This is a genomic window from Streptomyces longispororuber (genome assembly GCF_014656095.1).
Classification (GTDB): domain Bacteria; phylum Actinomycetota; class Actinomycetes; order Streptomycetales; family Streptomycetaceae; genus Streptomyces; species Streptomyces longispororuber.
Window position 1 is genome coordinate 12,829 of the sequence record NZ_BNBT01000023.1, and the last position, 25,837, is coordinate 38,665.

Genomic DNA, 25,837 nt, shown 5'->3' on the forward strand with positions numbered 1-25,837 from the left:
GAAGCCCGGCGCCTGTGGCACCGGGCTTCTTCATGGAGCGAACGACGAGGTTCGAACTCGCGACCTCAACCTTGGCAAGGTTGCGCTCTACCAACTGAGCTACGTTCGCATTGCCCCCGACCGGCTTCCACCGATCGGTGCGAGCACCAGCTTACCGTACCCGAATGGGTGACCGGTCCTCTGGTGTGGAGCGGGTGACAGGGATCGCACACTGCGCCTTCCCCCTGGAAGGGGGATGTTCTACTACTGAACTACACCCGCACGCTGCTGTGGGGTTCGGCCTTTCGGCCTCGCCCCTCGGCGTGCTCCAGACTTTAGCTGATCAGCGGGGGTGCTGCGCAAGTCGGCTGCACAGCACCCCTGCGGAGCCCGTCAGTTCGCGGCCTCGCGGCCGTCGGCCCACGGGCCCGCGGCCGTCAGTTCGCCGCCTCGAAGGCCTCGTACACGCTCTTCGGGATGCGCCCCCGGGGCGGCACGTCCAGGCGGCGGGAGCGGGCCCAGGCGCGTACGGCCGCCGGGTCCGGCGTCACCGCCGTGTGCCGGTAGACCTTGCCGGACTTCGACTTCTTGCGGGCCGCCTGGAGGTACGGGTCCAGGGCCTTGCGGAGTTCCTCGGCATTGGTTTCGTTGAGGTCGATCTCGTACGACTTCCCGTCGAGACCGAAGACGACCGTTTCCGCCGCTTCTGAGCCGTCGATGTCGTCATAGAGAGTGACCACGACACGCTGCGCCACGAATATCGGTCCTTTCGTGCGACGCCACCGCATATGACATGGGGTGATGCCGACTGTCCGGCAGTTTTGGACAAAGTATCGGCTATAGCCAATTCCTTTGTACAGTGCTCGGCATTGCAGGGGGAAGTCGGCGAAAACCCACCGCGTGTTCCGGCGGCCGGCCGAGGGTAAAACGGCCCGGCCCGCTTGTCAGCAGAGTGACCGGGGCGGGGCGCCCGGCGCAATGGTGCGCTGTGATCTTTTCCAGGATTTTTCGCGGACGTCCCCGGGGCGGCACCCCGGTGACCAGCACATCCCCGGAACGACGTGACTGCCGTCACGTATGTTTCTCCATATCTACGCGAGTAGAAATTTTGTACAGGTAGTCTGAAGGAACCTGCTCAGCACACGCAAGCAGCACACGCAAGCACCACACACCGGGAGTGCCAGTGGCACGCGTCGTAGTCGACGTCATGCTCAAGCCGGAGATCCTCGACCCCCAGGGACAGGCGGTGCAGCGTGCACTGCCGCGCCTCGGATTCCAGGGCATCTCCGATGTACGTCAGGGAAAGCGCTTCGAACTCGAAGTGGACGGGCCGGTGGACGACGCCGCGCTCGCCCGTATCCACGAGATGGCGGAAACCTTCCTCGCCAACACGGTGATCGAGGACTTCGTCGTAAAGGTGGAGGACAGCACGGTGGGGGCGCAGAAGTGACGGCCCTCCCGTCTCCCGCCACCACCCTGGACGGAGGCCCTTCGGGCCGCGGGAACATTCGGATCGGAGTCGTCACTTTTCCGGGGACCCTCGACGACCGCGACACGCAGCGCGCGGTGCGCCTGGCGGGTGCCGAGCCGGTGGAGCTGTGGCACCGCGACAAGGACCTCAAGCAGGTCGACGCCGTGGTGCTGCCCGGCGGTTTCTCCTACGGCGACTATCTGCGGGCCGGGGCCATCTCCCGGTTCTCGCCGGTCATGGAGTCGGTCATCGACCAGGCCGGGGCGGGCATGCCGGTCCTCGGGATCTGCAACGGCTTCCAGCTCCTGACCGAGGCGCACCTGCTGCCCGGCGCGATGCTGCGCAACAACCACCTGCACTTCATCTGCCGGGACCAGAAGCTGCGGGTCGAGACGGACAGGACCGCCTGGACGGCCGACTACGCGGTGGGCCAGGAGATCTCCATCCCGCTGAAGAACATCGACGGCCGCTACGTCGCCGACGAGCGCACCCTCGACATGCTGGAGGCCGAGGGCCGCGTCGTCTTCCGCTACCTGGACATGAACCCGAACGGCTCGCTGCGCGACATCGCGGGCATCACGAACGAGGCGGGCAACGTCGTCGGCCTCATGCCGCACCCGGAGCACGCGGTGGAGCCGCTGGTCGGGACCGGCCGCACGGACGGCCTGGGATTCTTCACCTCGATCCTGAAGAAGCTGGTGGACGCCCGATGACCCTCGACACCGTCAAGCACGCGACGGAGACCCCCGAGGCCGCGCAGCCCTGGAAGGAACTCGGCCTCAAGGAGGACGAGTACGCCCGCATCCGCGAGATCCTCGGCCGCCGCCCGACCGGCGCCGAGCTCGCCATGTACTCCGTCATGTGGTCCGAGCACTGCTCGTACAAGAGCAGCAAGGTGCATCTGAAGCAGTTCGGCGAGAAGGTCCCCGAAAACGACGCCATGCTCGTCGGCATCGGGGAGAACGCGGGCGTCGTCGACGTCGGCCAGGGCTACGCCGTCACCTTCAAGGTCGAGTCGCACAACCACCCGTCGTACATCGAGCCGTACCAGGGCGCAGCGACCGGCGTCGGCGGCATCGTGCGCGACATCCTCGCCATGGGCGCGCGCCCGGTCGCGGTCGTGGACCCGCTGCGCTTCGGCGCGGCCGACCACCCCGACACCAAGCGCGTCCTGCCGGGCGTGGTCGCGGGCATCGGCGGCTACGGCAACTGCCTGGGCCTGCCCAACATCGGCGGCGAGGTCGTCTTCGACCCCTGCTACCAGGGCAACCCGCTGGTCAACGCCGGCTGCATCGGCGTCATGAAGCACGAGGACATCCACCTCGCGAAGGCGTCGGGACCGGGCAACAAGGTCATCCTGTACGGCGCCCGCACCGGCGGCGACGGCATCGGCGGCGTCTCCGTCCTCGCGTCGGAGACCTTCGACTCCACCGGCCCCTCGCGCCGCCCCGCCGTCCAGGTCGGCGACCCCTTCCAGGAGAAGCTCCTCATCGAGTGCACCCTGGAGATCTTCCGGGAGAACCTGGTCGCGGGCATCCAGGACCTCGGCGGCGCGGGCCTGTCCTGCGCCACCAGCGAGCTGGCCTCGGCCGGTTCCGGCGGCATGCGCGTGGAGCTGGACACCGTCCCGCTGCGCGACTCCTCGCTCTCGCCCGAGGAGATCCTCATGAGCGAGTCGCAGGAGCGCATGTGCGCGATCGTCGAGCCGGACAAGGTCGGCCGGTTCCTGGAGATCTGCGAGAAGTGGGACGTCATCGCGACCGTCATCGGCGAGGTGACGGACGGCGAGCGCCTGGAGATCTTCTGGCACGGCGAGCAGATCGTCGACGTGCCGCCGCGCACCGTCGCCCACGAGGGCCCCGTCTACCACCGGCCGTACGAGCGCCCGTCCTGGCAGGACGCCCTCCAGGCCGACGACGCGGGCGCGCTGCCCCGGCCCGCCACCGCCGAGGCGCTGCGGGACCAGGTCCTGCAGGTCGTGGCGTCCCCGAACCAGGCCTCCAAGGCGTGGATCACCGACCAGTACGACCGCTTCGTACAGGGCAACACGGTGCTCGCGCAGCCCGAGGACGCCGGCATGGTCCGCGTCGACGAGGAGACGAACCTCGGCGTCGCGATGGCCACGGACGGCAACGGCCGGTACGCGAAGCTCGACCCGTACGCGGGCGCGCAGCTCGCGCTCGCCGAGTCGTACCGCAACGTCGCGGCCTCCGGCGCCAAGCCGCTGGCCATCTCCAACTGCCTGAACTTCGGCTCGCCCGAGGACCCGGCGGTGATGTGGCAGTTCGCCGAGGCCACCCGCGGCCTCGCGGACGGCTGCCTGGCGCTGGGCACCCCGGTGACCGGCGGCAACGTCTCGCTGTACAACCAGACCGGCGAGACGGCGATCCACCCCACGCCGGTGGTGGCCGTGCTCGGCGTCATCGACGATGTCACGCGCCGTACGCCGATCGCCTTCACGGAGGAGGGCCAGCTCCTCTACTTGCTCGGCGACACGCGGGAGGAGTTCGGCGGCTCGGCCTGGGCGCAGGTCGTCCACGACCACCTCGGCGGGCTCCCGCCGAAGGTGGACCTGGAGCGGGAGCGGCTGCTCGCCGAGATCCTCATCTCGGCCTCGCGCGACGGCATGATCGACGCCGCGCACGACTTGTCCGACGGCGGCCTGATCCAGGCGGTCGTGGAGTCCTGCCTGCGTGGCGGGACCGGCGCGCGGCTCGTCGTGCCCGAGGCGCTCGCCACCGACGGCTCCGCCACGGGTGACGCGTTCACGTTCCTGTTCTCCGAGTCGGCGGGCCGGGCGGTCGTGGCCGTGCCGCGCAGCGAGGAGCTGCGGTTCACCGACATGTGCGCGGCGCGGGGCCTGCCCGCCACGCGCATCGGTGTCGTGGACGGGGACGCCGTGGAGGTGCAGGGCCAGTTCTCCCTGGGCCTCGACGAGCTGCGGGCCGCGCACACGGAGACCATCCCGGCGCTCTTCGGCTGACCCCGCTCCGGCCACGCCCGCGGCGTTCCGCGGGCGAGCAGACAGAGGCCCCGTCCGTACGCGGACGGGGCCTCTGCCGTTCCCGGACGAGGGCGCTCCTTGACGCGTGATTACGTAATTACGTAAGTTGTAGTCATGGATCTTGAGGAGCGCGTCGCCGAACTGGAGCGCCGCGTCGCCGCACTCGAAGGCGCGGACCGGCCGGGACCCGCCGTCGGCGAGGGGGACTTCTGGGCGCTCGACGGCTGGAAGGCGCAGCTCGCGGACATCCGCGCGGCCGACGGAGGCGTGCTGTTCACCGGCGCGGTACGGCTCTCGACCGGGCAGCGGTACGACTGGCAGTACGGCCAGGTGACCGAGGACGTGCTCGCGACGGACCTGGCGACCGCGGCCGAGTCGTTCGCGGCCCTCGGGCACCCGGTGCGGCTCCGGCTGCTCCGCGAGATCCTCGGCGGCCGTCGCACCGCCGCCGAGCTCGCCGCGCTCGACGACGTCGGCACGACCGGGCAGATCTACCACCACCTGCGCCAACTGACCGCCGCGGGCTGGCTGCACACCACCGGGCGCGGGCGCCACGAGGTGCCGGGGGGCCGGGTGGTGCCGCTCCTGGTGGCGCTGTCGGCGGCGACGCCCTGACCGGCACGGGTCCCGCCGGGCCGCCGGGCACCGCGTGTCCTGACCGTCACGTTCGACTTTCGACCGAGGAGAACCCCATGGTGATACGCAAGCTGTGCGCGGTCCTGCGGCGTCTGCTGGTCCTCGTCTTCTTCGGGCTCGTCGTCGGCTGCCTCTTCGTCGACTACCCCTTCGCGTGGTGGCTGATCTTCACGCCGCTGGTGCTCTCGTGGGTCGCGGGGATCACGGCCGGCCGCTCCGCGCGCCATGACATCGGCGCCGACCCGCGCGAGCCCGTCGAGGTGCTGCCGCCGGTCACGGGCCGCTGGTCGGCCCTGAACAGCCCGGCCGACCGCGTCCCGAGCCACGGCACCCACGGCTACGGCCAGACGTACGCCATCGACATCACGGCCGAGGACGAGGAGCGCCCCCGTCCGGGGTTCTCCTGGCTGTGGCCGCTCGCCCGCCGCAGCGACCGCTACCCGGCCTTCGGCGCGGACCTCCTGGCCGTCGCCGACGCCACCGTCGTGCACGCCGAGGACGGCCAGCGCGACCACCTCAGCCGCAGCTCCCTGGTGGGGGTGCTGTACCTGATGTTCGTCGAGGGGGACGTGCGCGGCCTCGCCGGGGCGCACCGGGTCTTCGGCAACCACGTGATCCTCGACCTCGGGGGCGGTACGTACGCCGCGTACGCGCACCTCCAGCGCGGGTCACTCACCGTGCGCCCCGGCGACCGGGTGCGCGCGGGCCAGGTCATCGGCCGCTGCGGCAACTCCGGCAACTCCTCCGAGCCGCACCTGCACTTCCAGCTCATGGACGGTCCCGACCTGGAGGCGGCGCGCGGGGTTCCGTTCCGGTGGCGCGGCGTGGGGGTGCCCGCGAACAAGGAGGAGTTCACGGTCGCGGGCGAGAGTCCCGCGGACGGGCGCGAGCAGACCGCCCCGACCAAAGGTGGTCCTGGTACAACTTTCAGCCGGGATTAAAATTCATCCTCGTACAATGCGGGCATGGCAGCTCGGAGAGACACGCATGGCCGCCGCTGAGGGCCCCCAGGCCCGCCGGCCGGGACTGCGCGAGCGAAAGAAGCGGCAGACCACCCAGCGGATCTGGCAGGCCGCGGTGGACCTCTTCGTCGAGCGCGGCTTCGACAAGGTGTCCGTCGCCGAGATCGCCGCGGCCGCCGACGTGTCGAAGATGACCGTCTTCAACTACTTCGGCACCAAGGAGGACCTGGTCCTGCGGCCGATGGAGGAGCACCTCGCCGACGCCGCCCGAGCGGTGCGGGACCGCGCCCCCGGCGAGTCCGCCGTCGACGCCCTGCGCCGCGACCTGCTCGGCCTGATCGCCGAGCGCTCCCCGGCCGTCGGCCTCAGCGACGACCGGCGGGCGCTGGAGACCCTGCGCCTCGTCCTGGAGACGCCCGTCCTGATCAAGCGCGCGCACGACCTCCAGGTGCGCGGCCAGAGCCTGCTCGCCGACGTGCTCGCCGAGGAGACCGGTGAACAGGTGCTCGCCCAGGTCGCCGCCGCCCAGCTCATCGGCGTACGCAACGCCGTCTGCGCGGACGTCATGCGCCGCCGCACGGCGGGCGAGCCGACGGAGCGGATCGCCGCGGACGCCGACCGGCTCGCCCGCGCCGCCTTCGACCTGCTGGAAAAAGGCCTCAGCGACTACGCGGTCAAGGCTTAGGCTCCCCCCATGCCACCGGCCAAGAAGCGCGTGCGCGCCTACGATCCGACGAAGATCCGCACCGCCGTCCTCACGCAGTTCACGACCGTGCGGGAAGCCGTAGCGGGCCTCTCGGACGAGCAGCTCGGGCGCCCGACCCGGCTCGGTGACTGGACCGTGCGCGAGCTGGCCGCGCACCTGACGATGTCGCTCGGCGCGGTCGCCCGCGCGCTGGACGCGCCCGAGCCCGCGGAGGCCGATGTCACCCTGCAGAACTGGGCGTTCCGGACGTCGGCGGCCGCGGACCAGGTCGACGAGGACGTACGCACCATCGTGGCCGGGGGCGCGGACCTCGACGCGCTGTTCGGGCAGGCCGCCGACCGGCTCGGGCAGGCGCTGCCCGGCGTGCCCCCCACCCGCCTCGTCCGGATGCGCTTCGGCGGCATGACCCTCGCCGACTTCCTGGTCACGCGCACCGTCGAGCTCGTCGTGCACACCGACGACCTGAACGACGCCGTGCCCGGCCTCGACGTCCCCCACGACCGCCAGGCCCTGGCCGCGTGCACCCGGCTGCTCGCCGACACGCTGGCCCTCAAGGCCCCCGGCGGCGCGGTGGAGGTCCGCGTTCCGCCGTACGCCGTGGTGCAGTGCGTGGAGGGGCCCCGGCACACCCGCGGCACCCCGCCGAACGTCGTCGAGACCGACCCGCTGACCTGGATCCGGCTCGCGACGGGCCGCACGACGTGGCGCGCGGAGCTGGCCGCGGCCCGGGTCACCGCGAGCGGCGAACGGGCGGACCTGGAGGGGCTGCTGCCGCTCATGTCCTGAGCGGGGCGGAGCCGGGCGGGCGCCCGCGACCGGCACGACCGCGGAGGTCCCGGACCGGCACGACCGCGGAGGTTCCGGACCGGCACGACCGGAGGTCCCGGACCGGCTCGCGTGAGGCCAACGGGTCCGGCTCGTACGAGAGAACAGGACCGGCACGCGCGAGGGAACAGGACCGGCACGCGTGCGGGCGTCAGGGCGGCACGCGCGAGGCCGACCGGACCGGCTCGGGCGAGGCCGACCGGACCGGCTCGTGCGAGGCCGACCGGACCGGCTCGTGCGAGGCCGACCGGACCGGCTCGTGCGAGGCCGACCGGACCGGCTCGGGCGAGGGAACCGGACCGCGGGGCGCCCCGTCACAATGGCATGTACAAGCAGCGCGTGACCCAGACCCTCACCGTCCTCGCCGCCGCCGGTCTGCTCGCCGCCTGCGGTTCGGAGTCCGGCTCCGGCGCGGCCGACGGTTCCCGGCGGGACTCCGGATCCGACGGCTCCGGCGCACGCCTCACCGGTGTGCGCTGGAACATCGAGAGCCTCACCGTCGACGGCAAGAAACAGCAGGCCCCGAGCGGCACCTACGTCCGGCTCGGCGGCAAGGGCGGCGCCGGCGGCCACTTCGGCTGCAACGGCTACGGCGCCGACGTCTCCGTGCGGGGCGACACCGTCCGCTTCAAGCCCGGCGTCCACACGCAGATGGCCTGCGACGACCTCGACTTCGAGCAGAGCCTCGCCCGCACCCTGGACGGCAAGCTCAAGGCCGACGTGGCCGACGACCGGCTCACCCTCACCAACGCCCAGGGCGACACGATCGCCCTCACCTCCGGCCCGGCGATCCCCGAGCCCCCGCTCCAGGGCACCACCTGGACCGTGGACTCCGTGGGCCGCGACGACACCGCGCGCCCCCTGCCCAAGCAGGTCGCGGGCAAGGCCCGCCTGGTCTTCGGCAAGGACGGCACGGTGCGCGGCAACCTCGGCTGCAACGACGTCACCGCCAAGGCCGAGCCGCGCGACGGGAAGATCGTCTTCGGGACGCCGAAGACGACCCGGATGCTGTGTCAGGGAGCCAAGGCGAAGACCGAGCGCGACCTCCTGAAGCTCTTCGACGGCACGGCGCGGTACGAGGTCAAGGACGACAGCCTCACGCTCACCGCGCAGGACGGCACGGTCGTCACCGCCGGCGCGGCGCAGCAGGACCGCTAGCCCCCCCGCCCACGGCCCCTCCCCGCGGCCCCTCCACGGCCACCTCACCCGTGGCCGCCCCGCCCACAGCGCCCCGGCTGGCCACCGCCCCGCGCGGCAGCGGCCCGGCTCGCCACCTCACCCGCGACCGCCCGCCCCCCCGCACCGCGCGGCAGCGACCCGCGCCCCCTCACCCCGCCGGGTAGGGCAGCAGCTCCGCGTCCGTCCGCTCCCACGCGGCCCGCAGGTCGGCGAGCAGGCCGGGCTCCCGGCCCGCCAGGTCGGCCTGCTCCCGCTGGTCCCGGCCCAGGTGGAAGAGCTGGTCCGCCCCGCCCTTGCCGCGGTAGTACTTCCACGGCCCGCGCCGCAGCGCCCGCTCGCCCCGCACCCGCCAGAACAGGTCCCGCTCGCCCGGCTCCCGGCCGCGCAGCAGGTAGCCGGCGAGGCTCGTGCCGTCGAGCGGGTAGGACGGGTGGGGCCGCGCCCCGGCGAGTTCGAGGAGCGTCGCCGTCCAGTCCGGGGTGTACACGGGCAGGTCGCTGACCTGGCCGCCGTCCAGCCGGGCGGGCCAGCGCACGATGGTCGGCACCCGGATGCCGCCCTCCCGCAGGGAGCCCTTGTTCCCGCTCAGCGGCCAGGTGTAGGAGAAGCGCTCGCCGCCGTTGTCGGAGGCGAAGAAGACGAGGGTGTCGCGCTCCTGCCCGGACGTCTTCAGGGCGTGCAGCACGTGCCCGATCGACCGGTCCAGGTCCTGCACCATCGCGGTGTACTTGGCGATGGACCCGCCGTCCCGGTGCTGCAGGGCGCCCCGGTCCCCGGCCTTGATGCGCCGGACGATCTCCGCGCTGTCCTCGGTGTCGCCGTCCGCGATCCACGGCCAGTGCGGCGTGGTGAAGTTCAGGTTCAGCAGCCAGGGCCGGTCGTGGTCGCGCCGGACGTAGTCACCGGCCCGCTCGGTCAGGACGCGCGTGTAGTAGCGCAGGTCCTTGTACGTCGCGTCGCCCTCGTACAGGTCGTACTCGCCGCCGAGGCCGAGCTTGGAGTAGTACTCCAGGGCGCCGCCGAAGTTCCCGAAGAACTCGTCCCAGCCGGACTTGGTGGGCGAGTGGTCCGGCAGGTAGCCGCAGTGCCACTTGCCGATCAGGGCGGTCGCGTACCCGGCGTCGCGCAGCAGCGAGGCGAGGGTCGGGTGCGTCGGGTCGAGGCCCGCGGACCGGTCCGCGATGGGCTCGGCGAGCCCGCCCTTCGTCCGCCCGGGGAAGCGCCCCGTGTACAGGCTGAAGCGGGTCGGTGAGCAGGTCGCCGAGCCGGAGTAGGCGTGGGTGAAGCGCACGCCCTGGCGGGCGAGGCGGTCCAGGTGCGGGGTCCTGATGTGCGGCGACCCGTACGACGACAGGTCGGCCCAGCCGAGGTCGTCGCCGAGGATGAACAGGATGTTGGGCCGCCGGGCGGGTCTGCCGCCGCGGTCCTCACGGACGGTGAATGGCCGCTCCGCGGGCCCGGCGGAGGGTCCCTCGGCGGGCGCGGCGGAGGCCTCGCCGGCACCGATGCCGACGGCAGCGGCGGCACCCGCCACACCCCCGGTGAAGGCACGCCGGGACAGCGGGATCTCGTACGAAGACACAAAGGACTCCAGGGCGGGGAGAGGCCCCTGGGCGGGGCGCGGGGACATCCCCGTGCGAAAGCGGCGCGGCGCCGCTCGCGGGGACGGGGGAAACCGCCCCGGGCGGGGGCGGCGGAAGTGCGGCGGAAGACCGTCGACCGGCGGCGGACGACCCTGTGGCGGCCCCTGAGGGAACGTTTCAGCGTGACAAACGTCCCATGCGCGGGAGGGTCAAAACGCCACGAACCAGGGCGTAATGAAAGCCGGTCTCAGGCGGCGCGACGACAGATCGCGCTCGCCACGCGGGCCAGATCGACGTGGCGGCGCCACACGAGCCGGACCGCCGACGGGACACCGGAGGGCTGCATGAACCAGGAGCCTCACGGAGGCCGCCGACCCCTGTCAACGCACTGTCGTGCCTGTTCACACGCCCTTCGTACGGCGGAAGCACTCCGGTGACCGAGGGGCGCGCACGGCCCCGGCGGGCGTCACCCCCGCTCACCGATTTGGTGGAACCTCCATACCCGGCCGCACCCCCGCGGCACCCCGTCAAGTCCACGCTCCACGCCGCCCGCGGGGCCCCCGTCGCCAATTCGGACCAGTGGTCGATCTCGCCTACACTCGGTGGCGTGCCACGTGGTGACGGTCGACTCAATCACGATCTGCTCCCCGGCGAGAAAGGCCCCCAGGACGCATGCGGCGTCTTCGGTGTCTGGGCTCCGGGCGAAGAGGTCGCAAAGCTCACGTACTTCGGGCTCTACGCCCTCCAGCATCGGGGCCAGGAATCCGCGGGAATCGCGGTCAGCAACGGCTCCCAGATCCTCGTCTTCAAGGACATGGGCCTCGTGTCCCAGGTCTTCGACGAGACCTCCCTCGGCTCCCTCCAAGGACACATCGCGGTCGGACACGCCCGCTACTCCACCACCGGAGCCTCCGTCTGGGAGAACGCCCAGCCCACCTTCCGCGCCACGGCCCACGGCTCCATCGCCCTCGGCCACAACGGCAACCTGGTCAACACGGCCCACCTCGCCGAGCTGGTCGCCGCCCTGCCCAAGGAGAACGGCCGCGCCACCCAGGTCGCCGCGACCAACGACACGGACCTGGTCACCGCGCTGCTCGCGGGCCAGACCGACGACGACGGCAAGCCCCTGACCGTCGAGGAGGCGGCCACGCGGGTGCTGCCGCAGGTCCAGGGCGCGTTCAGCCTCGTCTTCATGAACGAGCACACGCTGTACGCGGCCCGCGACCCGCAGGGCATCCGCCCCCTCGTCCTCGGCCGCCTGGAGCGCGGCTGGGTCGTCGCCTCGGAGTCCGCCGCCCTCGACATCTGCGGCGCCAGCTACGTCCGCGAGATCGAGCCCGGCGAGTTCGTCGCCATCGACGAGAACGGCCTGCGCACCTCCCGGTTCGCGGAGGCGAAGCCCAAGGGCTGTGTCTTCGAGTACGTCTACCTGGCCCGCCCCGACACCGACATCGCGGGCCGCAACGTCTACCTCTCGCGCGTCGAGATGGGGCGGAAACTGGCCAAGGAGGCCCCGGCCGACGCCGACCTGGTGATAGCCACCCCCGAGTCCGGCACGCCCGCCGCGATCGGCTACGCGGAGGCCTCCGGCATCCCCTTCGGCGCGGGCCTGGTCAAGAACGCCTACGTCGGGCGGACCTTCATCCAGCCCTCCCAGACCATCCGCCAGCTCGGCATCCGCCTCAAGCTCAACCCCCTCAAGGAAGTCATCAGGGGCAAGCGCCTGGTGGTCGTGGACGACTCGATCGTCCGCGGCAACACCCAGCGCGCCCTGGTCAAGATGCTCCGCGAGGCCGGTGCCGCCGAGGTGCACGTGCGCATCTCCTCGCCGCCCGTCAAGTGGCCGTGCTTCTTCGGCATCGACTTCGCGACCCGTGCCGAGCTCATCGCCAACGGCATGACGATCGACGAGATCGGCACCTCGCTCGGCGCCGACTCCCTGGCGTACATCTCCATCGACGGCATGATCGAGGCCACCACCATCGACAAGCCGAACCTCTGCCGCGCCTGCTTCGACGGCGAGTACCCGATGGACCTGCCCGACCCCGAGCTCCTCGGCAAGCAGCTCCTGGAGACGGAGCTGGCCGCGGGCCCGGCGTCCACGGCCGCCGCCGACGCGATCCGTCGCCCCTGAGCCCCGTCGTCCAATCCGAAAGATCCCGGGCATGTCTGAGACAACTGCTGGTACTGGTGCCTCCTACGCGGCGGCGGGCGTCGACATCGAAGCGGGCGACCGCGCGGTCGAGCTGATGAAGGAGTGGGTCGGGAAGACCCGGCGCCCGGAGGTGGCGGGCCTCGGCGGCCTCGGCGGCTTCGCCGGGCTCTTCGACGCCTCCGCCCTCAAGCGCTTCGACCGGCCGCTGCTGGCCTCCGCCACGGACGGCGTCGGCACCAAGGTCGACCTCGCCCGCCGGCTCGGCGTGTACGACACCATCGGCCACGACCTGGTCGCGATGGTCATGGACGACATCGTCGTGTGCGGCGCCGAGCCGCTGTTCATGACCGACTACATCTGCGTCGGCAAGGTCCACCCCGAGCGCGTCGCCGCGATCGTCAAGGGCATCGCCGAGGGCTGCGTCCTCGCCGGCTGCTCCCTGGTCGGCGGCGAGACCGCCGAGCACCCCGGGCTGCTCGGCCCCGACGACTTCGACGTCGCGGGCGCGGGCACCGGCGTCGTGGAGGCCGACCGGGTGCTCGGCGCGGACCGCGTCCGCGAGGGCGACGCGGTCATCGCGATGGCCTCCTCCGGGCTTCACTCCAACGGGTACTCCCTGGTCCGGCACGTGCTCTTCGACCGCGCCGGGATGACCCTCGACCAGCGGGTGGAGGAGTTCGGCCGCACCCTCGGCGAGGAGCTCCTGGAGCCCACCCGGATCTACTCCCTGGACTGCCTCGCGCTCCTCCGCACCACCGAGGTGCACGCCTTCAGCCACGTCACCGGCGGCGGCCTCGCGGCGAACCTGGCCCGCGTCATCCCCGACGGCCTGCACGCCACCGTCGACCGCTCCACCTGGACGCCGGGCGCCGTCTTCGACCTGGTCGGCACCGCGGGCGAGGTCGAGCGCCTGGAGCTGGAGAAGACCCTCAACATGGGCGTGGGCATGATCGCCGTCGTCCCCGCGGACTCGGTGGACGTGGCCCTGACGACCTTGGCCGACCGCGGCCTCGACGCCTGGGTGGCCGGCGAGATCACCGCCCGCGGCGACCGCGCCACGGGGGCCGAGCTGACCGGCGACTACGCGAAGTAGTCACCGGCAGAACCGAACCGCCGACGACCAACCGACGGGCGGGCCGCTCCGGACACCCCGGACCGGCCCGCTCCGTTGCGCTGCGCTGTGTCCGGCGCCCCGCCGCACCGCTCTGCTCCGTACCTCCGGACAGCACGAAACCCGGTCCGGCATGCTGCCCCGGACCGGGTGAAGTGCGATGTGCCGCTGTCGGTGAGACGCCCGGACGTACCGGCGAGACGTGCCGGACTACGAGATTCAGGCGCCGCGGCGCTGCCGCGACGGGCCGGACTCGTCCGCGCCCTCGTCATCGTCGTCGTCGCTGTTGTACAGCTCCGCGTACCGCGCGTACGGGTCTTCTTCGTCCTCGTCCTCGAACGGCTCGCCGTTCGGCGGCTGCTGCGAAGTCGAAGCGCCCAGCTCGTTGGCCAGGCGTGCGAGGTCGGTCCCACCGCTGTTGTACTTCAGCTGGCGGGCGACCTTCGTCTGCTTGGCCTTGGCCCGGCCGCGCCCCATGGCTCGACCCCCTCGGTATCGGGGCTCACGGCCCCAGAGTCTTGACACGCGTTCATGGTCCGGAACCGGCTCTCCGTGGAGAGACCGGTCCGTAGGGCTTCCACGGTACCTGTTCCTGCGGCCATACGGTACGTCGCCCGCAGGACGCGCCTAGGCGCACGACTGGCAAGGCGCCCTTTCCTCGCTGGTCAGCAGCGATTTTAACCTCTTCTTGGCGGACGACCCGCCGACAGGCGTGAGTCTCGTCTCGTCACGCCGCGTTTTCCGCCGCCGTGATCGCGACGGGCCGGCCGTGTCAGCCGTGTTCCCCCCGGATTCCCCGCCGCGGGTCGACGGCGGCCGGGAATCCAGGGGTATCTTTCGGCCATTCTTCGCGGAGTGGCGTCAGAGTGCGCCGCGGGCCTCCGCGATGCGCTGCTCGGCGATCCGGTCGGCGGCCGCGGCGGGCGGTATGCCGTCCGTCTTGGCGCGAGCGAAGATGGCCAGCGTGGTGTCGTAGATCTTCGCGGCCTTGGCCTTGCAGCGGTCGAAGTCGAAGCCGTGCAGCTCGTCGGCGACCTGGATCACGCCGCCCGCGTTCACCACGTAGTCGGGGGCGTAGAGGATGCCGCGGTCGGCGAGGTCCTTCTCGACGCCGGGGTGGGCGAGCTGGTTGTTGGCCGCGCCGCACACCACCTTGGCGGTGACCACGGGCACCGTGCCGTCGTTCAGCGCGCCGCCGAGGGCGCAGGGCGCGTACACGTCGAGCTCCGGCAGGCGGATCAGGGTCTCGGTGTCGGCGACCGCGGTGATCTCCGGGTGCTTGTCGGTGATGCGGCGCACGGAGTCCTCACGCACGTCCGTGATCACGACCTGGGCGCCGTCCTCCAGGAGGTGCTCGACGAGGATGTGGCCCACCTTGCCGACGCCCGCGACGCCCACCGTGCGGCCGCGCAGCGTGGGCGCGCCCCACAGGTGCTGGGCGGAGGCGCGCATGCCCTGGAAGACGCCGAAGGCGGTGAGCACGGAGGAGTCGCCCGCGCCGCCGTTCTCGGGGGAGCGGCCGGTGGTCCAGCGGTTCTCGCGGGCCACCACGTCCATGTCCGCCACGTACGTGCCGACGTCGCAGGCCGTCACGTAGCGGCCGCCGAGCGAGGCCACGAAGCGGCCGTAGGCGAGCAGCAGCTCCTCGCTCTTGATCTTCTCCGGGTCGCCGATGATGACGGCCTTGCCCCCGCCGTGGTCGAGCCCGGCCATGGCGTTCTTGTACGACATGCCGCGCGCGAGGTTCAACGCGTCGGCGACGGCCGCCTCTTCGGTGGCGTACGGGTAGAAGCGCGTACCGCCGAGGGCGGGGCCCAGGGCGGTGGAGTGGATGGCGATGACGGCCTTGAGTCCGCTGGCGCGGTCCTGGCAGAGCACGACCTGCTCATGACCCCCCTGCTCCGACTGGAAGAGGGTGTGCAGGACGCCGTCGGTTACATCGGTCACGGTGGTGACTCCCGGTTACGTAGCGGCGGTTGGTCGGGATGCCCGTGCGGGTGGCGGGTCCCGGTTGTGGCACGAGAGTAGAGCCTGAGCCGTGGCATGAGACTAGAGCCTGGCAGGACCTGGGCACCGCACGGTGTTCGGCTTCACCCTGTCCCTCCGTCCGCGGGATCAGTCGCACCGGCTGTGCGGCGCGGTACGGCGGTGTTCGGCCATGGCGTGAAGCGCCGTGTTTTCCGGCCGGTGGGCGGGGGAGGGGAGGAGCCGTGCCCAAGGTGTCCTCGGTGGTCGTCCCGTACGCGTCGTACCTGCGTGTGTACGAGCCCCTCGCCGCCTTCCCCGAGCCCGAGCGCACCCACTGGGCGCGCTACGCGCGCCGCCCCGAGCGCCCCTCCTACCAGGACGAACTGCGCGCCTCGCTGGCTGATTTGGTGCCCACGCCGCCGATCCCGGTGCCGGTGCACGAGAGCCGGGACGCGTTCGTGGTCGAGGCCGACGGCGTGGTGTGCGTGTGCCCCTGGCGCACCCGGCTGCGCGGCTGGCAGGCCCTGGGCGAGCTGACGGGGTCGCTGCCCGCGCCGGTCCTGGACGCGGTCATCCCGCCGGTGGTGCGCCGCCAGGCCGCCGCGGACTACGAGGCGTGGCTGGCCCGCAACCCCGACGCGCGCCCCTGGATCCGGACGGCCACCTGGCACGTGCCGCTGAACTGGTTCGTCCTCGTCGCGGACGAGGAGCGCTTCTACGACAGGGGAGACGACAAGGGGTACGACAAGGGGTACGGGGAGAAGGCCGACGGGGACTGCGACGGCGCCGGCGAGGGCGGGGCGTCCGGGGCGGGGGCGCCGGTGCTGCGGTACCGCACGCCGATGGTGCAGGCGCGGCGCCGCGTGGCCCGGGGCCTGAAGGCGCTGCGCGACGCGATGGACGAGGGGCCGCTCATCGACGGCCTGGTGGACGTGGGCCGGTGGCTGGAGGAGTTCCACCCGCGCTCGCTCGTGGAGCTCGACTACGGCGGCCTGGTGCACACGCTGCCCGAGGAGATGCTCGACGAGGACCACTCGGCGGCGGACGTGGCCGAGGGCATCGAGGCCCTGCGCGACGGCGACGGGGCGAGCGCCGGGGAGGCGTACGCGCGCCTCGTCGAGCGGTGGCGCGCGGTCCGGGAGCGGCAGTTCTCGAACTGACGTCGCGTTCTGTGGCTCACCTGTGACCCTGGGCCGGGGATCTTCGGCCCGGCGTAGTGCATCCTGGGCTTTCGCTGTCCCGGCGCCGGGACGTAGGTCCCGATCCGGGCCTTTGCCCGCAAGCGTGACGGACCGCACTTAACTGGCTCTTGCGCCGATCCGCATTCCTCATGCCAAAATAGGACAAGGAGTCCGGACAGGGCTCCTTCCGTCCAACTATGGGCGGATTGCTCAGCATTGCACGCTATGGGGGGTCTGTTGACTCCTGATCGCTCTGTGACTGATCGTCACTGTGGCGTGACTGTCCGCTATGGCATGGTCCATCGGCTTCCGTCGCTGATGGACACCTGGGAGGGCAATTCCATCGGTTTGGCCGACGCGGCTGGACGGATGGTGTAGTTGTAGTGCCGAGGACAAGCCGTTCGTCCTATAACCGACTCGACTCGCGTCCGCCATTTCGGGCAACGCGGGTCAAGGTGCAGAATTTAGAGGAATGAACCGAGAAGGTTCGGTTCTCCCGAGGAGGCCGCTCATGACCGCTCGCACCCCTGATGCCGAGCCGCTGCTGACCCCGGCTGAGGTCGCCACGATGTTCCGCGTCGACCCCAAGACGGTCACGCGCTGGGCCAAGGCTGGCAAGCTCACGTCGATTCGCACGCTCGGCGGGCACCGCCGCTACCGCGAGGCCGAGGTCCGCGCGCTTCTCGCGGGTATCCCGCAGCAGCGCAGCGAGGCCTGACGCAGGGCGTTATCGCAGGAAAAAGCACACTTCGGGCGAAGAGCGCCACTGCTGCCGGGTCCCCCAACCCGGCCGTACCGCCCGGCACTCAGCTCCACACATAGCTCCATACGACACGGGCCCCGCCCCAACGGGTCCCCCGCCTGAGCCACTTGGGTGCGTCGTCGATCGCGCTGGACTCCGCCGGGTCCAGCGCGATCTTTTTTTGTGCGGTCCGCGTCGGGCTGCCCGTCGGTCCGCCGTGGGCTCGCCGTAGGTTCGCGCGCCCCCGCCGCGCTCCGGCGCGCGCGGCCGCCGGCCCGCTCGCGCGCCGGGGCGTCCGCCCTACACGCCCTCCCAGGGTTCAACAAGGCGGCTCACAGGGCCGCTCAACACTGCTCAACGGACAGGTCCGGAGTGTGGTGCAATTGCACATATTAGATTGACGTGGTGTAGGGCGGGTGTAAGTTCCAGGGTTTTCGAAACTCATTCGGTGACTACCGTCACACGGCCCGTGCCTTGTTGCCCTCACCACCCTTGCGCTAATGGGGCGTTGAGCATTGACGGAGGCGGCCGACGCTGTCGTTTCCGGGTTCCCAGGGTCCTCCGGGCGTCCGGGCGTCTCCCGTCCCCGCGCCCTCAGCTTCGCACCGCCGGGGCGCCCTCCGCGTCGGCTTTGGTCATGCCTTGGGAGGACTTTCGTCCTCGCATTGCCCGGCGCGCCGTTCGGGCCCCTGTACGGCCTCGTGGGCGTCGTCGGAGGGCTCCATGGCGAGCCGGAGCAGGCGATGGCAGATGGGGCAGTGCCGCGTCACGTGGCGGTAGCGCGACGCCGCGGCGAGATGCGCGCGCAGCAGGGCGCGGGTCTCGTGCCGGGCGGATGCGGGGACTGGCGTCATGCGTCACCTCCTGAGGCCGGGGGCGAGGTCTTCCGCGGTCTCTCCGGCCCTGCTGTTGAGGTACCGGGGGAATGTGACGGCGTCAAGGAGGGAGCACGGGAACGGGCCGTGGCGGGCGGGGCGGTGCGCCGCCGCCGCGGTCGCTCCGCGGGGGCGTGCGGCGGCCCCCTTGTGAGGGCGATCCCTCGGCGGGGGCGGCACGTGGGCCGGTGGCCCCCGGGGAACGGCCCGCGAAAGCGGCTCGTACCGAAGCGGCTCGTACGGAAGCGGCCCGCACGGTGGCGCCGGCGCGCTCGGCACTCGTACGGTCGCCGACTCGAACGGACCGCGGGCAAACGGAAGCGGGCCGCACCCTTACGGATGCGGCCCGCTTCGCACTGCGGTCCTGACGGGATTTGAACCCGCGGCCTCCACCTTGACAGGGTGGCGAGCACTCCAAACTGCTCCACAGGACCAGGTTTCGCGGCACTTACTCGCGCGTTGTGCTGCGAGAAGAGACTGTACAGCAGCGCAGGCCAGTGGTCGAACTCACCCTGCGTGGCCGTCCGGTCACGACCGCCCCGGCTACGGGACCGCCGCGTCGATGGCCTTCACGATGCGCTTGTCCGACACGGGGTGGGCCGTGCCGAGCGCGTGGGCGAAGTAGCTGACCCGCAGCTCCTCGATCATCCAGCGGATGTCCAGGACCTCCTGCGGTACGGGGCGGCCCTGCGGCAGTTGCTCCAGGAGCCACGCGTACTCGTCGCGCATCTCGCGGACCTTCTCCATGCGCGTGGTGTCCCGCTGGGCGTTCGCCGGCATCTGCTGGAGGCGGCGGTCGGCGGCGACCATGTAGCGCATCAGGTCCGGCAGCCTGCGGATGCCCGTCTCCGTGACGAAGCCCGGCCTGATGAGGGCGTCGAGCTGCTCGCGCACGTCCTGGAGGTTCGCGAGCAGCGCCGGGCTCCGCGTGGACTTCAGGCGCCGCTCACAGGCCTGCCAGGCGGCCAGCACCTGCTGGACCTGGGCGACCGTGCGGACCGTCGTGTCGACGATCTCGGCGCGCACCTTGTCGTAGAGCTTGCGGTACGACTCCTCGTCCCACACGGGCCCGCCGAAGTCCGCGATCAGCTTGTCCGCGGCGGCCGTCGCGCAGTCGGCGAACAGCGCGGGCATGGAGCCGTGCGGGTTCGCGGACAGGGCGAGCTTCTGCTGGTTGGTCAGCTTGTCCTGGGCGAACTTGGCGGGATTGACCGGGATGTTGCGCAGGATCAGGCGGCGGGTGCCCTTCCACATGGCCTGGGCCTGCTCCGCCTCGGTGTCGAAGAGGCGTACGGAGACTGTGTCGCCGTCGTCCACGAGGGCCGGGTAGGCCTTGACGGGCTGGCCCGCCCTGCGGGTCTCGAAGACGCGGGTGAGGGTGCCGATGGTCCAGTCCGTGAGGCCGGTGCGCTCGATGGCCGCGCCGCCCGTGCGCTCGGCCGTGGCGGCGGCGGCCTGCGAGAGGGCCTTGCGCGCCTTCGGCTTGAGGCGGAGCTTGAGGGCCTCCAGGTCCTTGTCCTCGGCGAGCTTGCGGCGCCGCTCGTCGACGATCCGGAAGGTGATCTTCAGGTGGTCGGGTACGCGGGACAGGTCGAAGTCGTCGGCGCCCACCGGCACGCCGACCATCTTCTGCAGCTCGCGCGCCAGCGTGACGTGCAGCGGCTCCTGGAGGGGCACGGCCCGCTTCAGGAACTCCTTGGCGTAGTTGGGCGCCGGGACGTAGTTGCGGCGGATCGGCTTCGGCAGGGAGCGGATGAGCTCCGTGACGACCTCTTCGCGCAGGCCCGGGATCTGCCAGTCGAAACCCTCCGGCGAGACCTGGTTGAGCACCTGGAGGGGGATGTGGACCGTCACGCCGTCCGCGTCCGCACCGGGCTCGAACTGGTACGTCACCCGGAACTTCAGCGGGCCCTGCCGCCAGGTGTCCGGGTAGTCGTCCTTCGAGACGTCCCCGGCCCGCTCGTTGATGAGCATGGAGCGCTCGAAGTCGAGCAGCTCAGGCTCCTCATGGCGCTTCTTCTTCCACCAGGAGTCGAAGTGCGCGCCGGACACGACGTCCTCGGGCACGCGCTGGTCGTAGAAGTCGAAGAGCGTCTCGTCGTCGACGAGGATGTCACGGCGCCGCGCGCGGTGCTCCAGCTCCTCGACCTCGGTGAGCAGCTTGCGGTTGGCGGCGAAGAACTTGTGGTGCGTGCGCCAGTCGCCCTCGACGAGCGCGTTGCGGATGAAGAGCTCGCGGGAGACCTCGGGGTCGATGCGCCCGTAGTTCACCTTGCGGTCGGTGACGAGCGGGACGCCGTACAGCGTCACCTTCTCGTACGCCATGACGGCCGCCTGGTCCTTCTCCCAGTGCGGCTCGCTGTAGGTGCGCTTGAGCAGGTGCTGGGCGAGCGGCTCGACCCACTCCGGCTCGATGCGCGCGTTGACGCGGGCCCACAGGCGTGACGTTTCGACCAGCTCGGCGGACATCACGAAGCGCGGCGGCTTCTTGAACAGCGCGGAGCCCGGGAAGATCGCGAACTTGGCGTTCCGCGCGCCCAGGTACTCGTTCTTCGCCGTGCCCCTGCCGCCCTCTCCGCCGGCGTCCTTCACGTCCTTCATGCCGATGTGGCTGAGCAGACCGGCGAGCAGCGAGACGTGCACCTGCTTCTCGGGGGCGTCGCTGTCGTTCGGATGGATGCCCATCTGCTTGGCGACGGTCCGGAGCTGGCTGTAGATGTCCTGCCACTCGCGGATGCGCAGGAAGTTCAGGAACTCCCGCTTGCACATGCGGCGGAACGCGGACGAGCCCAGCTCCTTCTGCTGCTCGCGCACGTACCGCCACAGGTTCAGGTACGCGAGGAAGTCGGACGTCTCGTCCTTGAAGCGGGCGTGCTGCTGGTCGGCCTGCGTCTGCTTGTCGGCGGGGCGCTCGCGCGGGTCCTGGATGGACAGGGCGGCGGCGATGACCATGACCTCGCGGACACAGCCGTTCTTGTCGGCCTCCAGGACCATCCGGGCCAGGCGCGGGTCCACGGGGAGCTGGGCGAGCTTGCGGCCCGCCTCCGTGAGGCGCTTGCGCGGGTCCTTCTGCGCGGGGTCGAGGGCGCCGAGCTCCTGGAGGAGCTGCACGCCGTCGCGGATGTTGCGGTGGTCCGGCGGGTCGATGAAGGGGAACTTCTCGATGTCGCCGAGGCCGGCGGCGGTCATCTGCAGGATGACGGAGGCCAGGTTCGTGCGCAGGATCTCCGCGTCCGTGAACTCCGGGCGGGCGGCGAAGTCGTCCTCGGAGTACAGCCGGATGCAGATGCCGTCGCTGGTGCGGCCGCAGCGGCCCTTGCGCTGGTTGGCGCTTGCCTGGCTGATCGGCTCGATGGGCAGCCGCTGCACCTTCGTACGGTGGCTGTAGCGGGAGATGCGGGCCGTGCCCGGGTCGATGACGTACTTGATGCCCGGGACGGTCAGGGAGGTCTCGGCGACGTTGGTCGCGAGGACGATCCGTCTGCCCGTGTGCGGCTGGAAGACGCGGTGCTGCTCGGCGTGCGAGAGCCGCGCGTACAGCGGCAGCACCTCGGTGAACCGGTATTTCTTCTTCTCCAGCGCGTCCGCCGTGTCCCGGATCTCGCGCTCGCCGGACAGGAAGACCAGGATGTCGCCCTTGCCCTCGGCCATCAGCTCCTCGACGGCGTCCGTGATCGCGGTGATCTGGTCGCGGTCCGGGTCGTCGCCGTCCTCCTCCAGGAGCGGGCGGTAGCGCACCTCCACGGGGTACGTACGGCCGCTGACCTCGACGATCGGGGCATCCCCGAAGTGCCGGGAGAACCGCTCGGGGTCGATGGTCGCGGAGGTGATCACGACCTTCAGGTCCGGGCGCTTCGGCAGGAGCTGCGCCAGGTACCCGAGCAGGAAGTCGATGTTGAGGCTGCGCTCGTGGGCCTCGTCGATGATGATCGTGTCGTACGCGCGCAGCTCGCGGTCCGTCTGGATCTCGGCCAGCAGGATGCCGTCCGTCATCAGCTTCACGTACGTGCCGTCGCCGACCTGGTCCGTGAAGCGGACCTTCCAGCCGACGGCCTCGCCGAGCGGCGTGTCCAGCTCGTCGGCGACGCGCTCGGCGACCGTGCGGGCGGCGATGCGGCGCGGCTGCGTGTGGCCGATGAGGCCGCGGACGCCGCGGCCGAGCTCCAGGCAGATCTTCGGGATCTGGGTGGTCTTGCCGGAGCCCGTCTCACCCGCGACGATCACCACCTGGTGGTCGCGGATCGCCTCCAGGATCGCGTCCTTCTTCTGGCTGACCGGGAGCTGCTCCGGGTACGTGATCGCGGGGACGCCCGTGGCGCGGCCCGCCGTCCTGGCGGCGGCCCGGTCGATGTCCGTCGCGATCTCGTCGAGGACGGCGGCCCGGGCCTCGGGCTTGCGGATCCGGCGCGCACCTTCGAGCCGCCGGCCGATGCGGTGCTCGTCGCGCAGCGACAGCTCCGACAGGCGGGAGGCGAGGGCGTCGAGGGTGAGGGCGGGCTGCGTAGACATACGCCGTCAAGGATCTCACCCGGCGCGGACAGGTGGCCAACCGATTTCGCGGGGCGTGTGCCGGGCCGCCCGGGGCGCCGGGCCCGGCACGTACCATTCCGGGCATGTCGTCCCGTGCGCGTTCGCCGTGGTGCCCCTTGGTGGCGCTGCTGCTCGTGGTGCTCGGGACGTTCTGCGGGCCCGCGGCGGCGGCCGAGCGGCCCGCCGCGCCGGTACGGGCCGTGCCCGCCGCTGCTCCTGCCTCCGGGCCCGCCGCCGCTGAGCCCGTTGCCGCTGATGCTGCCGCCGTGCCCGCCGACTCCGCCGGTGTGGACGCGTCCGGGGTGTCCGCCGGGCCCTTCCCGCAGGCGCTCGCTCGTGACTCCGCCGGGCGGCAGGCACCGCCCGGCTGCGGGCAGCGGGACGTGCAGGACCTCGGCCAGCGGCCCCTGGCGCCGCGACCGGGTCCCTCGTACGAGCTGCTGCCCGCGCCCTACGACGTCCGCGCCGTCTCGGGTGACTGGGGCGCCTGGGGCGCGGAGCAGGCCCTGCTCGCCGCCGCGCGGGTGCTGCGGGCGCCGCCGCCGGTCGCGCCGCCCTCACCGGTCGGCCTCTCCGTCCTGCGCGTGTAGGAGACCCCTGTCCCCAGGGGTCCCGCCATCACGCACGCAACAGGAGAAGCGCATCACCATGTCCACCGCCCGCAAGAAGAAGCACATCGCCGTCGTGGCGGCCGTGGCCGTCGCCGCCGGGGCGCTCGGTCTCGCCTCGTACTCCGCCACCAAGCCGGACGAGCCGTCGGCCTCGGTCGCCTCCGGCGAGAAGGGCTCCGCCGCCGGGGAGCGCGAGGGCGTCTACCCGGAGCTGGAGGCGCTCGCCCGCCGGGACGCGAAGGACCCGCTCGCCCAGGGCCGCGCGGACGCCCCCGTCGTCATGATCGAGTTCGCCGACTTCAAGTGCGGCTACTGCGGGAAGTTCGCCCGGGACACCGAGCCCGACCTGGTGCGGAAGTACGTGGAGGACGGCACGCTGCGCATCGAGTGGCGGAATTTCCCGATCTTCGGCGAGGACTCGGAGCGGGCGGCGCGGGGCGCCTGGGCGGCGGGCCGGCAGGGCCGGTTCTGGCAGTTCCACGAGGCCGCGTACGCCGAGGGCGCCAAGGAGAAGGGCTTCGGCGAGGACCGGCTGGAGGAGCTGGCGCGCACGGCCGGGGTCAAGGACGTGGCGCGCTTCACGCGCGACGCCGGCAGCGACGCGGCGAAGGCGGCGGTGAGGAAGGACCAGGAGGAGGGCTACAAGCTCGGCGCCACGTCCACGCCGTCGTTCCTGATCAACGGGCGCCCCATCGCGGGCGCACAGCCCGAGTCCGTCTTCGAGCAGGCGATCGAGGCGGCGGCGGGGGACCGGGCCGGGGGCGGCCGGAGCGGCAAGGACGGCGGCCGGAACGGTGAGAACGGCGGCCCGAGCGGCAAGGACGGCGGCCGGAGCGGTGAGGGCGGCAGCCGCAGTGGTGCGGGTGGCCGAGAGGGGCAGGGCGGCAAGGAAGGGGCCGGCGAGTGACGGCCGACGTCGGATACTTCGCCGCCTTCCTCGCCGGACTGCTCGCCCTGGTCAGCCCGTGCAGCGCGCTGCTGCTCCCGGCGTTCTTCGCGTACTCGATCGACTCCACGTCGCGGCTGCTGGCCCGGACCGGGATCTTCTACGCCGGGCTCGCCACGACGCTGGTGCCGCTGGGCGCGGCCGGGTCCACGGTCGGGCGGTTCTTCTTCGGGCACCGGGAGGAGCTGGTGTTCTGCGCGGGCTGGCTGATCATCGTGCTCGGGGTCGCGCAGATCGTGGGGTTCGGCTTCGCCTCGCGCCGCCTGGCCGAGCTCTCGGGGCGCATCCGGCCCACCACGGCGGTGTCGGTGTACGCGCTCGGAGCGGTGTACGGGCTCGCCGGGTTCTGCGCGGGCCCGATCCTCGGCAGCGTCCTCACCGTCGCCGCGGTGAGCGGCAGCCCGGTGTACGGGGGCGCGCTGCTCGCCGTGTACGCGCTGGGCATGGCGGTACCGCTGTTCGTGCTCGCCGCCCTGTGGGAGCGGTTCGACCTGGGGCGGCGGCGGTGGCTGCGGGGGCGGACGCTCCGCGTCGGCCGCCTGGAGCTGCACACGACGTCGCTCCTGTCGGGCCTCTTCTTCGTCCTGCTCGGCGCCCTGTTCCTCGCCTACGACGGGGCCGCCGCGCTCCCCGGCCTCCTCGACGTGGACGACTCGTACGCGGTACAGGAACGGGCCGGCCGTCTGGGGGAGGCGGTGCCGGACTGGGCGGTGCTGGTGGGCGCCGTCGTCCTGGCCGCCCTGGCAGCGGGGGCGGCAGCCCTGCACCGACGCCGCGCGGAGCCCGGCGCGACACCGCCCGCCGAGTGACCTCGGGCCGGGAGCCGGAGGCACACCGCCATCCGTCTCCCGGCCTGCCCGCCCAGGCTTTGCAGCGGTGCGCCCTGTGCCCGGCAGGCGACGCAACTCGGCTTACGCCGAGGGTGTTTCACGTGAAACACCCCCTCTGAAAGCGGGACCTGAAGGCAAGCTCTCCACGACACGACCAAGCCCTGCGGACATGACGAAGCCCCCGTCTGGGGACGGGGGCTTCCGTTGTGGCTGGGGCCGGGGTCGAACCGGCGACCTTCCGGCCGCGGCGGAGCCGCTTGTGGAGGGGGTCAGGCGGACGCTCGTACCAACTGAGCTGCCCGAGCGTGCGGGCGTGTGGTGGGGGAACGACGAAGCCCCCGTCCGGGGACGGGGGCTTCCGTTGTGGCTGGGGCCGGGGTCGAACCGGCGACCTTCCGCTTTTCAGGCGGACGCTCGTACCAACTGAGCTACCCAGCCACGCAACCTTGCGGTTGCAGCGGTCCTGACGGGATTTGAACCCGCGGCCTCCACCTTGACAGGGTGGCGAGCACTCCAAACTGCTCCACAGGACCAAGCTGTTGC

At 71.7% G+C, this 25,837-nt stretch carries 22 protein-coding genes and 6 tRNA genes; 15 read left to right on the forward strand and 13 right to left on the reverse strand.

The window, feature by feature from the left end; all coding sequences use genetic code 11:
• Positions 1 to 33 precede the first annotated feature (33 nt).
• From IE330_RS10700 to IE330_RS10710, 3 genes are all read right to left on the reverse strand, one after another.
• Positions 34 to 109 (reverse strand) — tRNA-Gly (locus tag IE330_RS10700).
• A 77-nt stretch (positions 110 to 186) separates the two neighbouring features.
• Positions 187 to 261 (reverse strand) — tRNA-Gly (locus IE330_RS10705).
• A 155-nt stretch (positions 262 to 416) separates the two neighbouring features.
• The gene (locus tag IE330_RS10710; protein ID WP_190135683.1) at positions 417 to 734 is read right to left on the reverse strand and encodes a histone-like nucleoid-structuring protein Lsr2; all 318 of its coding nucleotides are present in this window, start codon (positions 732 to 734) and stop codon (positions 417 to 419) included.
• Between the two features lie 422 nt (positions 735 to 1,156).
• On the opposite strand from IE330_RS10710, the gene purS reads away from it, so the two are divergent.
• From purS to IE330_RS10750, 8 genes are all read left to right on the forward strand, one after another.
• Positions 1,157 to 1,429: a phosphoribosylformylglycinamidine synthase subunit PurS gene (purS, locus tag IE330_RS10715; RefSeq protein WP_190135684.1), complete on the forward strand. Its 273-nt coding sequence runs from the start codon at positions 1,157 to 1,159 to the stop codon at positions 1,427 to 1,429.
• 26 nt (positions 1,430 to 1,455) lie between these two features.
• Entirely contained in the window at positions 1,456 to 2,163 is a 708-nt protein-coding gene (gene purQ, locus IE330_RS10720) for a phosphoribosylformylglycinamidine synthase subunit PurQ (RefSeq protein WP_308438996.1), read from the forward strand.
• Positions 2,160 to 4,433 carry a phosphoribosylformylglycinamidine synthase subunit PurL gene (gene purL / locus IE330_RS10725; RefSeq protein WP_190135685.1) on the forward strand — a complete coding sequence of 758 codons (2,274 nt, stop codon included), beginning with the start codon at positions 2,160 to 2,162 and terminating at the stop codon, positions 4,431 to 4,433. Before purQ ends, purL begins: the two co-directional genes overlap by 4 nt.
• 135 nt (positions 4,434 to 4,568) lie before the next feature.
• On the forward strand, positions 4,569 to 5,069 hold the full coding sequence (locus tag IE330_RS10730; RefSeq protein WP_190135686.1) for an ArsR/SmtB family transcription factor: 501 nt from the start codon (positions 4,569 to 4,571) through the stop codon (positions 5,067 to 5,069).
• A gap of 77 nt (positions 5,070 to 5,146) precedes the next feature.
• On the forward strand, positions 5,147 to 6,031 hold the full coding sequence (locus IE330_RS10735) for a M23 family metallopeptidase (protein WP_190135687.1): 885 nt from the start codon (positions 5,147 to 5,149) through the stop codon (positions 6,029 to 6,031).
• A 46-nt stretch (positions 6,032 to 6,077) separates the two neighbouring features.
• Positions 6,078 to 6,737 (forward strand): TetR/AcrR family transcriptional regulator, encoded by a 660-nt coding sequence (locus tag IE330_RS10740; protein ID WP_190135688.1) that lies wholly within the window; start codon positions 6,078 to 6,080, stop codon positions 6,735 to 6,737.
• 9 nt (positions 6,738 to 6,746) lie between these two features.
• Positions 6,747 to 7,544, forward strand: coding sequence for a maleylpyruvate isomerase family mycothiol-dependent enzyme (locus IE330_RS10745; RefSeq protein WP_190135689.1), 798 nt, complete (start codon positions 6,747 to 6,749; stop codon positions 7,542 to 7,544).
• A 378-nt stretch (positions 7,545 to 7,922) separates the two neighbouring features.
• Positions 7,923 to 8,741, forward strand: a complete 819-nt coding sequence (locus IE330_RS10750) for an META domain-containing protein (protein WP_229925545.1) — start codon at positions 7,923 to 7,925, stop codon at positions 8,739 to 8,741.
• A gap of 169 nt (positions 8,742 to 8,910) precedes the next feature.
• Here the strand turns inward: IE330_RS10750 and IE330_RS10755 are convergent, their stop codons facing one another.
• Complete coding sequence (locus IE330_RS10755) at positions 8,911 to 10,392, reverse strand: sulfatase family protein (protein ID WP_190135691.1); 1,482 nt, start codon at positions 10,390 to 10,392, stop codon at positions 8,911 to 8,913.
• A gap of 200 nt (positions 10,393 to 10,592) precedes the next feature.
• On the reverse strand, positions 10,593 to 10,691 hold the full coding sequence (locus tag IE330_RS40015; RefSeq protein WP_349239295.1) for a putative leader peptide: 99 nt from the start codon (positions 10,689 to 10,691) through the stop codon (positions 10,593 to 10,595).
• A 261-nt stretch (positions 10,692 to 10,952) separates the two neighbouring features.
• Between IE330_RS40015 and purF the strand changes: the two genes are divergently transcribed.
• Positions 10,953 to 12,479 carry an amidophosphoribosyltransferase gene (gene purF / locus IE330_RS10760; protein WP_190135692.1) on the forward strand — a complete coding sequence of 509 codons (1,527 nt, stop codon included), beginning with the start codon at positions 10,953 to 10,955 and terminating at the stop codon, positions 12,477 to 12,479.
• A gap of 31 nt (positions 12,480 to 12,510) precedes the next feature.
• Positions 12,511 to 13,593, forward strand: a complete 1,083-nt coding sequence (gene purM, locus IE330_RS10765) for a phosphoribosylformylglycinamidine cyclo-ligase (protein ID WP_190135693.1) — start codon at positions 12,511 to 12,513, stop codon at positions 13,591 to 13,593.
• 237 nt (positions 13,594 to 13,830) lie between these two features.
• On the opposite strand, the gene IE330_RS10770 is transcribed toward purM, so the two are convergent.
• A complete protein-coding gene (locus IE330_RS10770; protein ID WP_190135694.1) occupies positions 13,831 to 14,088 on the reverse strand; it encodes a DUF3073 domain-containing protein in 258 nt (85 codons plus the stop codon).
• A gap of 384 nt (positions 14,089 to 14,472) precedes the next feature.
• Positions 14,473 to 15,558 (reverse strand): Leu/Phe/Val dehydrogenase, encoded by a 1,086-nt coding sequence (locus tag IE330_RS10775; protein WP_190135695.1) that lies wholly within the window; start codon positions 15,556 to 15,558, stop codon positions 14,473 to 14,475.
• Positions 15,559 to 15,821: 263 nt separating this feature from the next.
• Here IE330_RS10775 and IE330_RS10780 point away from each other — a divergent pair, with 263 nt between their 5' ends.
• Both IE330_RS10780 and bldC read left to right on the forward strand, forming a co-directional pair.
• Positions 15,822 to 16,739: a DUF8083 family protein gene (locus tag IE330_RS10780; protein WP_190135696.1), complete on the forward strand. Its 918-nt coding sequence runs from the start codon at positions 15,822 to 15,824 to the stop codon at positions 16,737 to 16,739.
• Positions 16,740 to 17,271: 532 nt separating this feature from the next.
• Positions 17,272 to 17,478, forward strand: coding sequence for a developmental transcriptional regulator BldC (gene bldC / locus IE330_RS10785; RefSeq protein WP_003949541.1), 207 nt, complete (start codon positions 17,272 to 17,274; stop codon positions 17,476 to 17,478).
• Positions 17,479 to 18,137: 659 nt separating this feature from the next.
• Here the strand turns inward: bldC and IE330_RS10790 are convergent.
• The 3 genes from IE330_RS10790 to hrpA form a co-directional block, all read right to left on the reverse strand.
• Positions 18,138 to 18,356 carry a DUF6274 family protein gene (locus IE330_RS10790; RefSeq protein WP_190135697.1) on the reverse strand — a complete coding sequence of 73 codons (219 nt, stop codon included), beginning with the start codon at positions 18,354 to 18,356 and terminating at the stop codon, positions 18,138 to 18,140.
• Between the two features lie 380 nt (positions 18,357 to 18,736).
• A tRNA-Asp gene (locus IE330_RS10795) sits at positions 18,737 to 18,811 on the reverse strand.
• 109 nt (positions 18,812 to 18,920) lie between these two features.
• Positions 18,921 to 22,886, reverse strand: coding sequence for an ATP-dependent RNA helicase HrpA (gene hrpA, locus IE330_RS10800; protein ID WP_190135698.1), 3,966 nt, complete (start codon positions 22,884 to 22,886; stop codon positions 18,921 to 18,923).
• Positions 22,887 to 22,990: 104 nt separating this feature from the next.
• On the opposite strand from hrpA, the gene IE330_RS10805 reads away from it, so the two are divergent.
• From IE330_RS10805 to IE330_RS10815, 3 genes are read left to right on the forward strand one after another with little or no spacing between them, the layout of a single operon-like run.
• Positions 22,991 to 23,497: a hypothetical protein gene (locus IE330_RS10805; protein ID WP_190135699.1), complete on the forward strand. Its 507-nt coding sequence runs from the start codon at positions 22,991 to 22,993 to the stop codon at positions 23,495 to 23,497.
• A 58-nt stretch (positions 23,498 to 23,555) separates the two neighbouring features.
• A complete protein-coding gene (locus tag IE330_RS10810; protein WP_190135700.1) occupies positions 23,556 to 24,425 on the forward strand; it encodes a DsbA family protein in 870 nt (289 codons plus the stop codon).
• Positions 24,422 to 25,273 carry a cytochrome c biogenesis CcdA family protein gene (locus tag IE330_RS10815; RefSeq protein ID WP_229925547.1) on the forward strand — a complete coding sequence of 284 codons (852 nt, stop codon included), beginning with the start codon at positions 24,422 to 24,424 and terminating at the stop codon, positions 25,271 to 25,273. Before IE330_RS10810 ends, IE330_RS10815 begins: the two co-directional genes overlap by 4 nt.
• A gap of 228 nt (positions 25,274 to 25,501) precedes the next feature.
• Here IE330_RS10815 and IE330_RS10820 read toward each other — a convergent pair.
• The 3 genes from IE330_RS10820 to IE330_RS10830 all read right to left on the reverse strand — a co-directional run bounded on the left by IE330_RS10820 (position 25,502) and on the right by IE330_RS10830 (position 25,827).
• Positions 25,502 to 25,594 (reverse strand) — tRNA-OTHER (locus IE330_RS10820).
• Between the two features lie 64 nt (positions 25,595 to 25,658).
• Positions 25,659 to 25,732, reverse strand: a tRNA-Phe gene (locus IE330_RS10825).
• Between the two features lie 20 nt (positions 25,733 to 25,752).
• Positions 25,753 to 25,827: transfer RNA gene (locus IE330_RS10830), tRNA-Asp, on the reverse strand.
• Between the last annotated feature and the right edge of the window lie 10 nt (positions 25,828 to 25,837).

Excerpts from the sequence above, each read along its gene's own strand:
- purL (WP_190135685.1), top strand. The coding sequence starts at position 2,160 with ATGACCCTCGACACCGTCAAGCACGCGACGGAGACCCCCGAGGCCGCG.
- IE330_RS10730 (WP_190135686.1), top strand. The coding sequence starts at position 4,569 with ATGGATCTTGAGGAGCGCGTCGCCGAACTGGAGCGCCGCGTCGCCGCA.
- IE330_RS10735 (WP_190135687.1), top strand. The coding sequence starts at position 5,147 with ATGGTGATACGCAAGCTGTGCGCGGTCCTGCGGCGTCTGCTGGTCCTC.
- IE330_RS10740 (WP_190135688.1), top strand. The coding sequence starts at position 6,078 with ATGGCCGCCGCTGAGGGCCCCCAGGCCCGCCGGCCGGGACTGCGCGAG.
- IE330_RS10745 (WP_190135689.1), top strand. The coding sequence starts at position 6,747 with ATGCCACCGGCCAAGAAGCGCGTGCGCGCCTACGATCCGACGAAGATC.
- IE330_RS10755 (WP_190135691.1), bottom strand. The coding sequence starts at position 10,392 with ATGTCCCCGCGCCCCGCCCAGGGGCCTCTCCCCGCCCTGGAGTCCTTT.
- IE330_RS40015 (WP_349239295.1), bottom strand. The coding sequence starts at position 10,691 with ATGCAGCCCTCCGGTGTCCCGTCGGCGGTCCGGCTCGTGTGGCGCCGC.
- purM (WP_190135693.1), top strand. The coding sequence starts at position 12,511 with ATGTCTGAGACAACTGCTGGTACTGGTGCCTCCTACGCGGCGGCGGGC.
- IE330_RS10770 (WP_190135694.1), bottom strand. The coding sequence starts at position 14,088 with ATGGGGCGCGGCCGGGCCAAGGCCAAGCAGACGAAGGTCGCCCGCCAG.
- bldC (WP_003949541.1), top strand. The coding sequence starts at position 17,272 with ATGACCGCTCGCACCCCTGATGCCGAGCCGCTGCTGACCCCGGCTGAG.
- IE330_RS10790 (WP_190135697.1), bottom strand. The coding sequence starts at position 18,356 with ATGACGCCAGTCCCCGCATCCGCCCGGCACGAGACCCGCGCCCTGCTG.
- hrpA (WP_190135698.1), bottom strand. The coding sequence starts at position 22,886 with ATGTCTACGCAGCCCGCCCTCACCCTCGACGCCCTCGCCTCCCGCCTG.
- IE330_RS10805 (WP_190135699.1), top strand. The coding sequence starts at position 22,991 with ATGTCGTCCCGTGCGCGTTCGCCGTGGTGCCCCTTGGTGGCGCTGCTG.
- IE330_RS10810 (WP_190135700.1), top strand. The coding sequence starts at position 23,556 with ATGTCCACCGCCCGCAAGAAGAAGCACATCGCCGTCGTGGCGGCCGTG.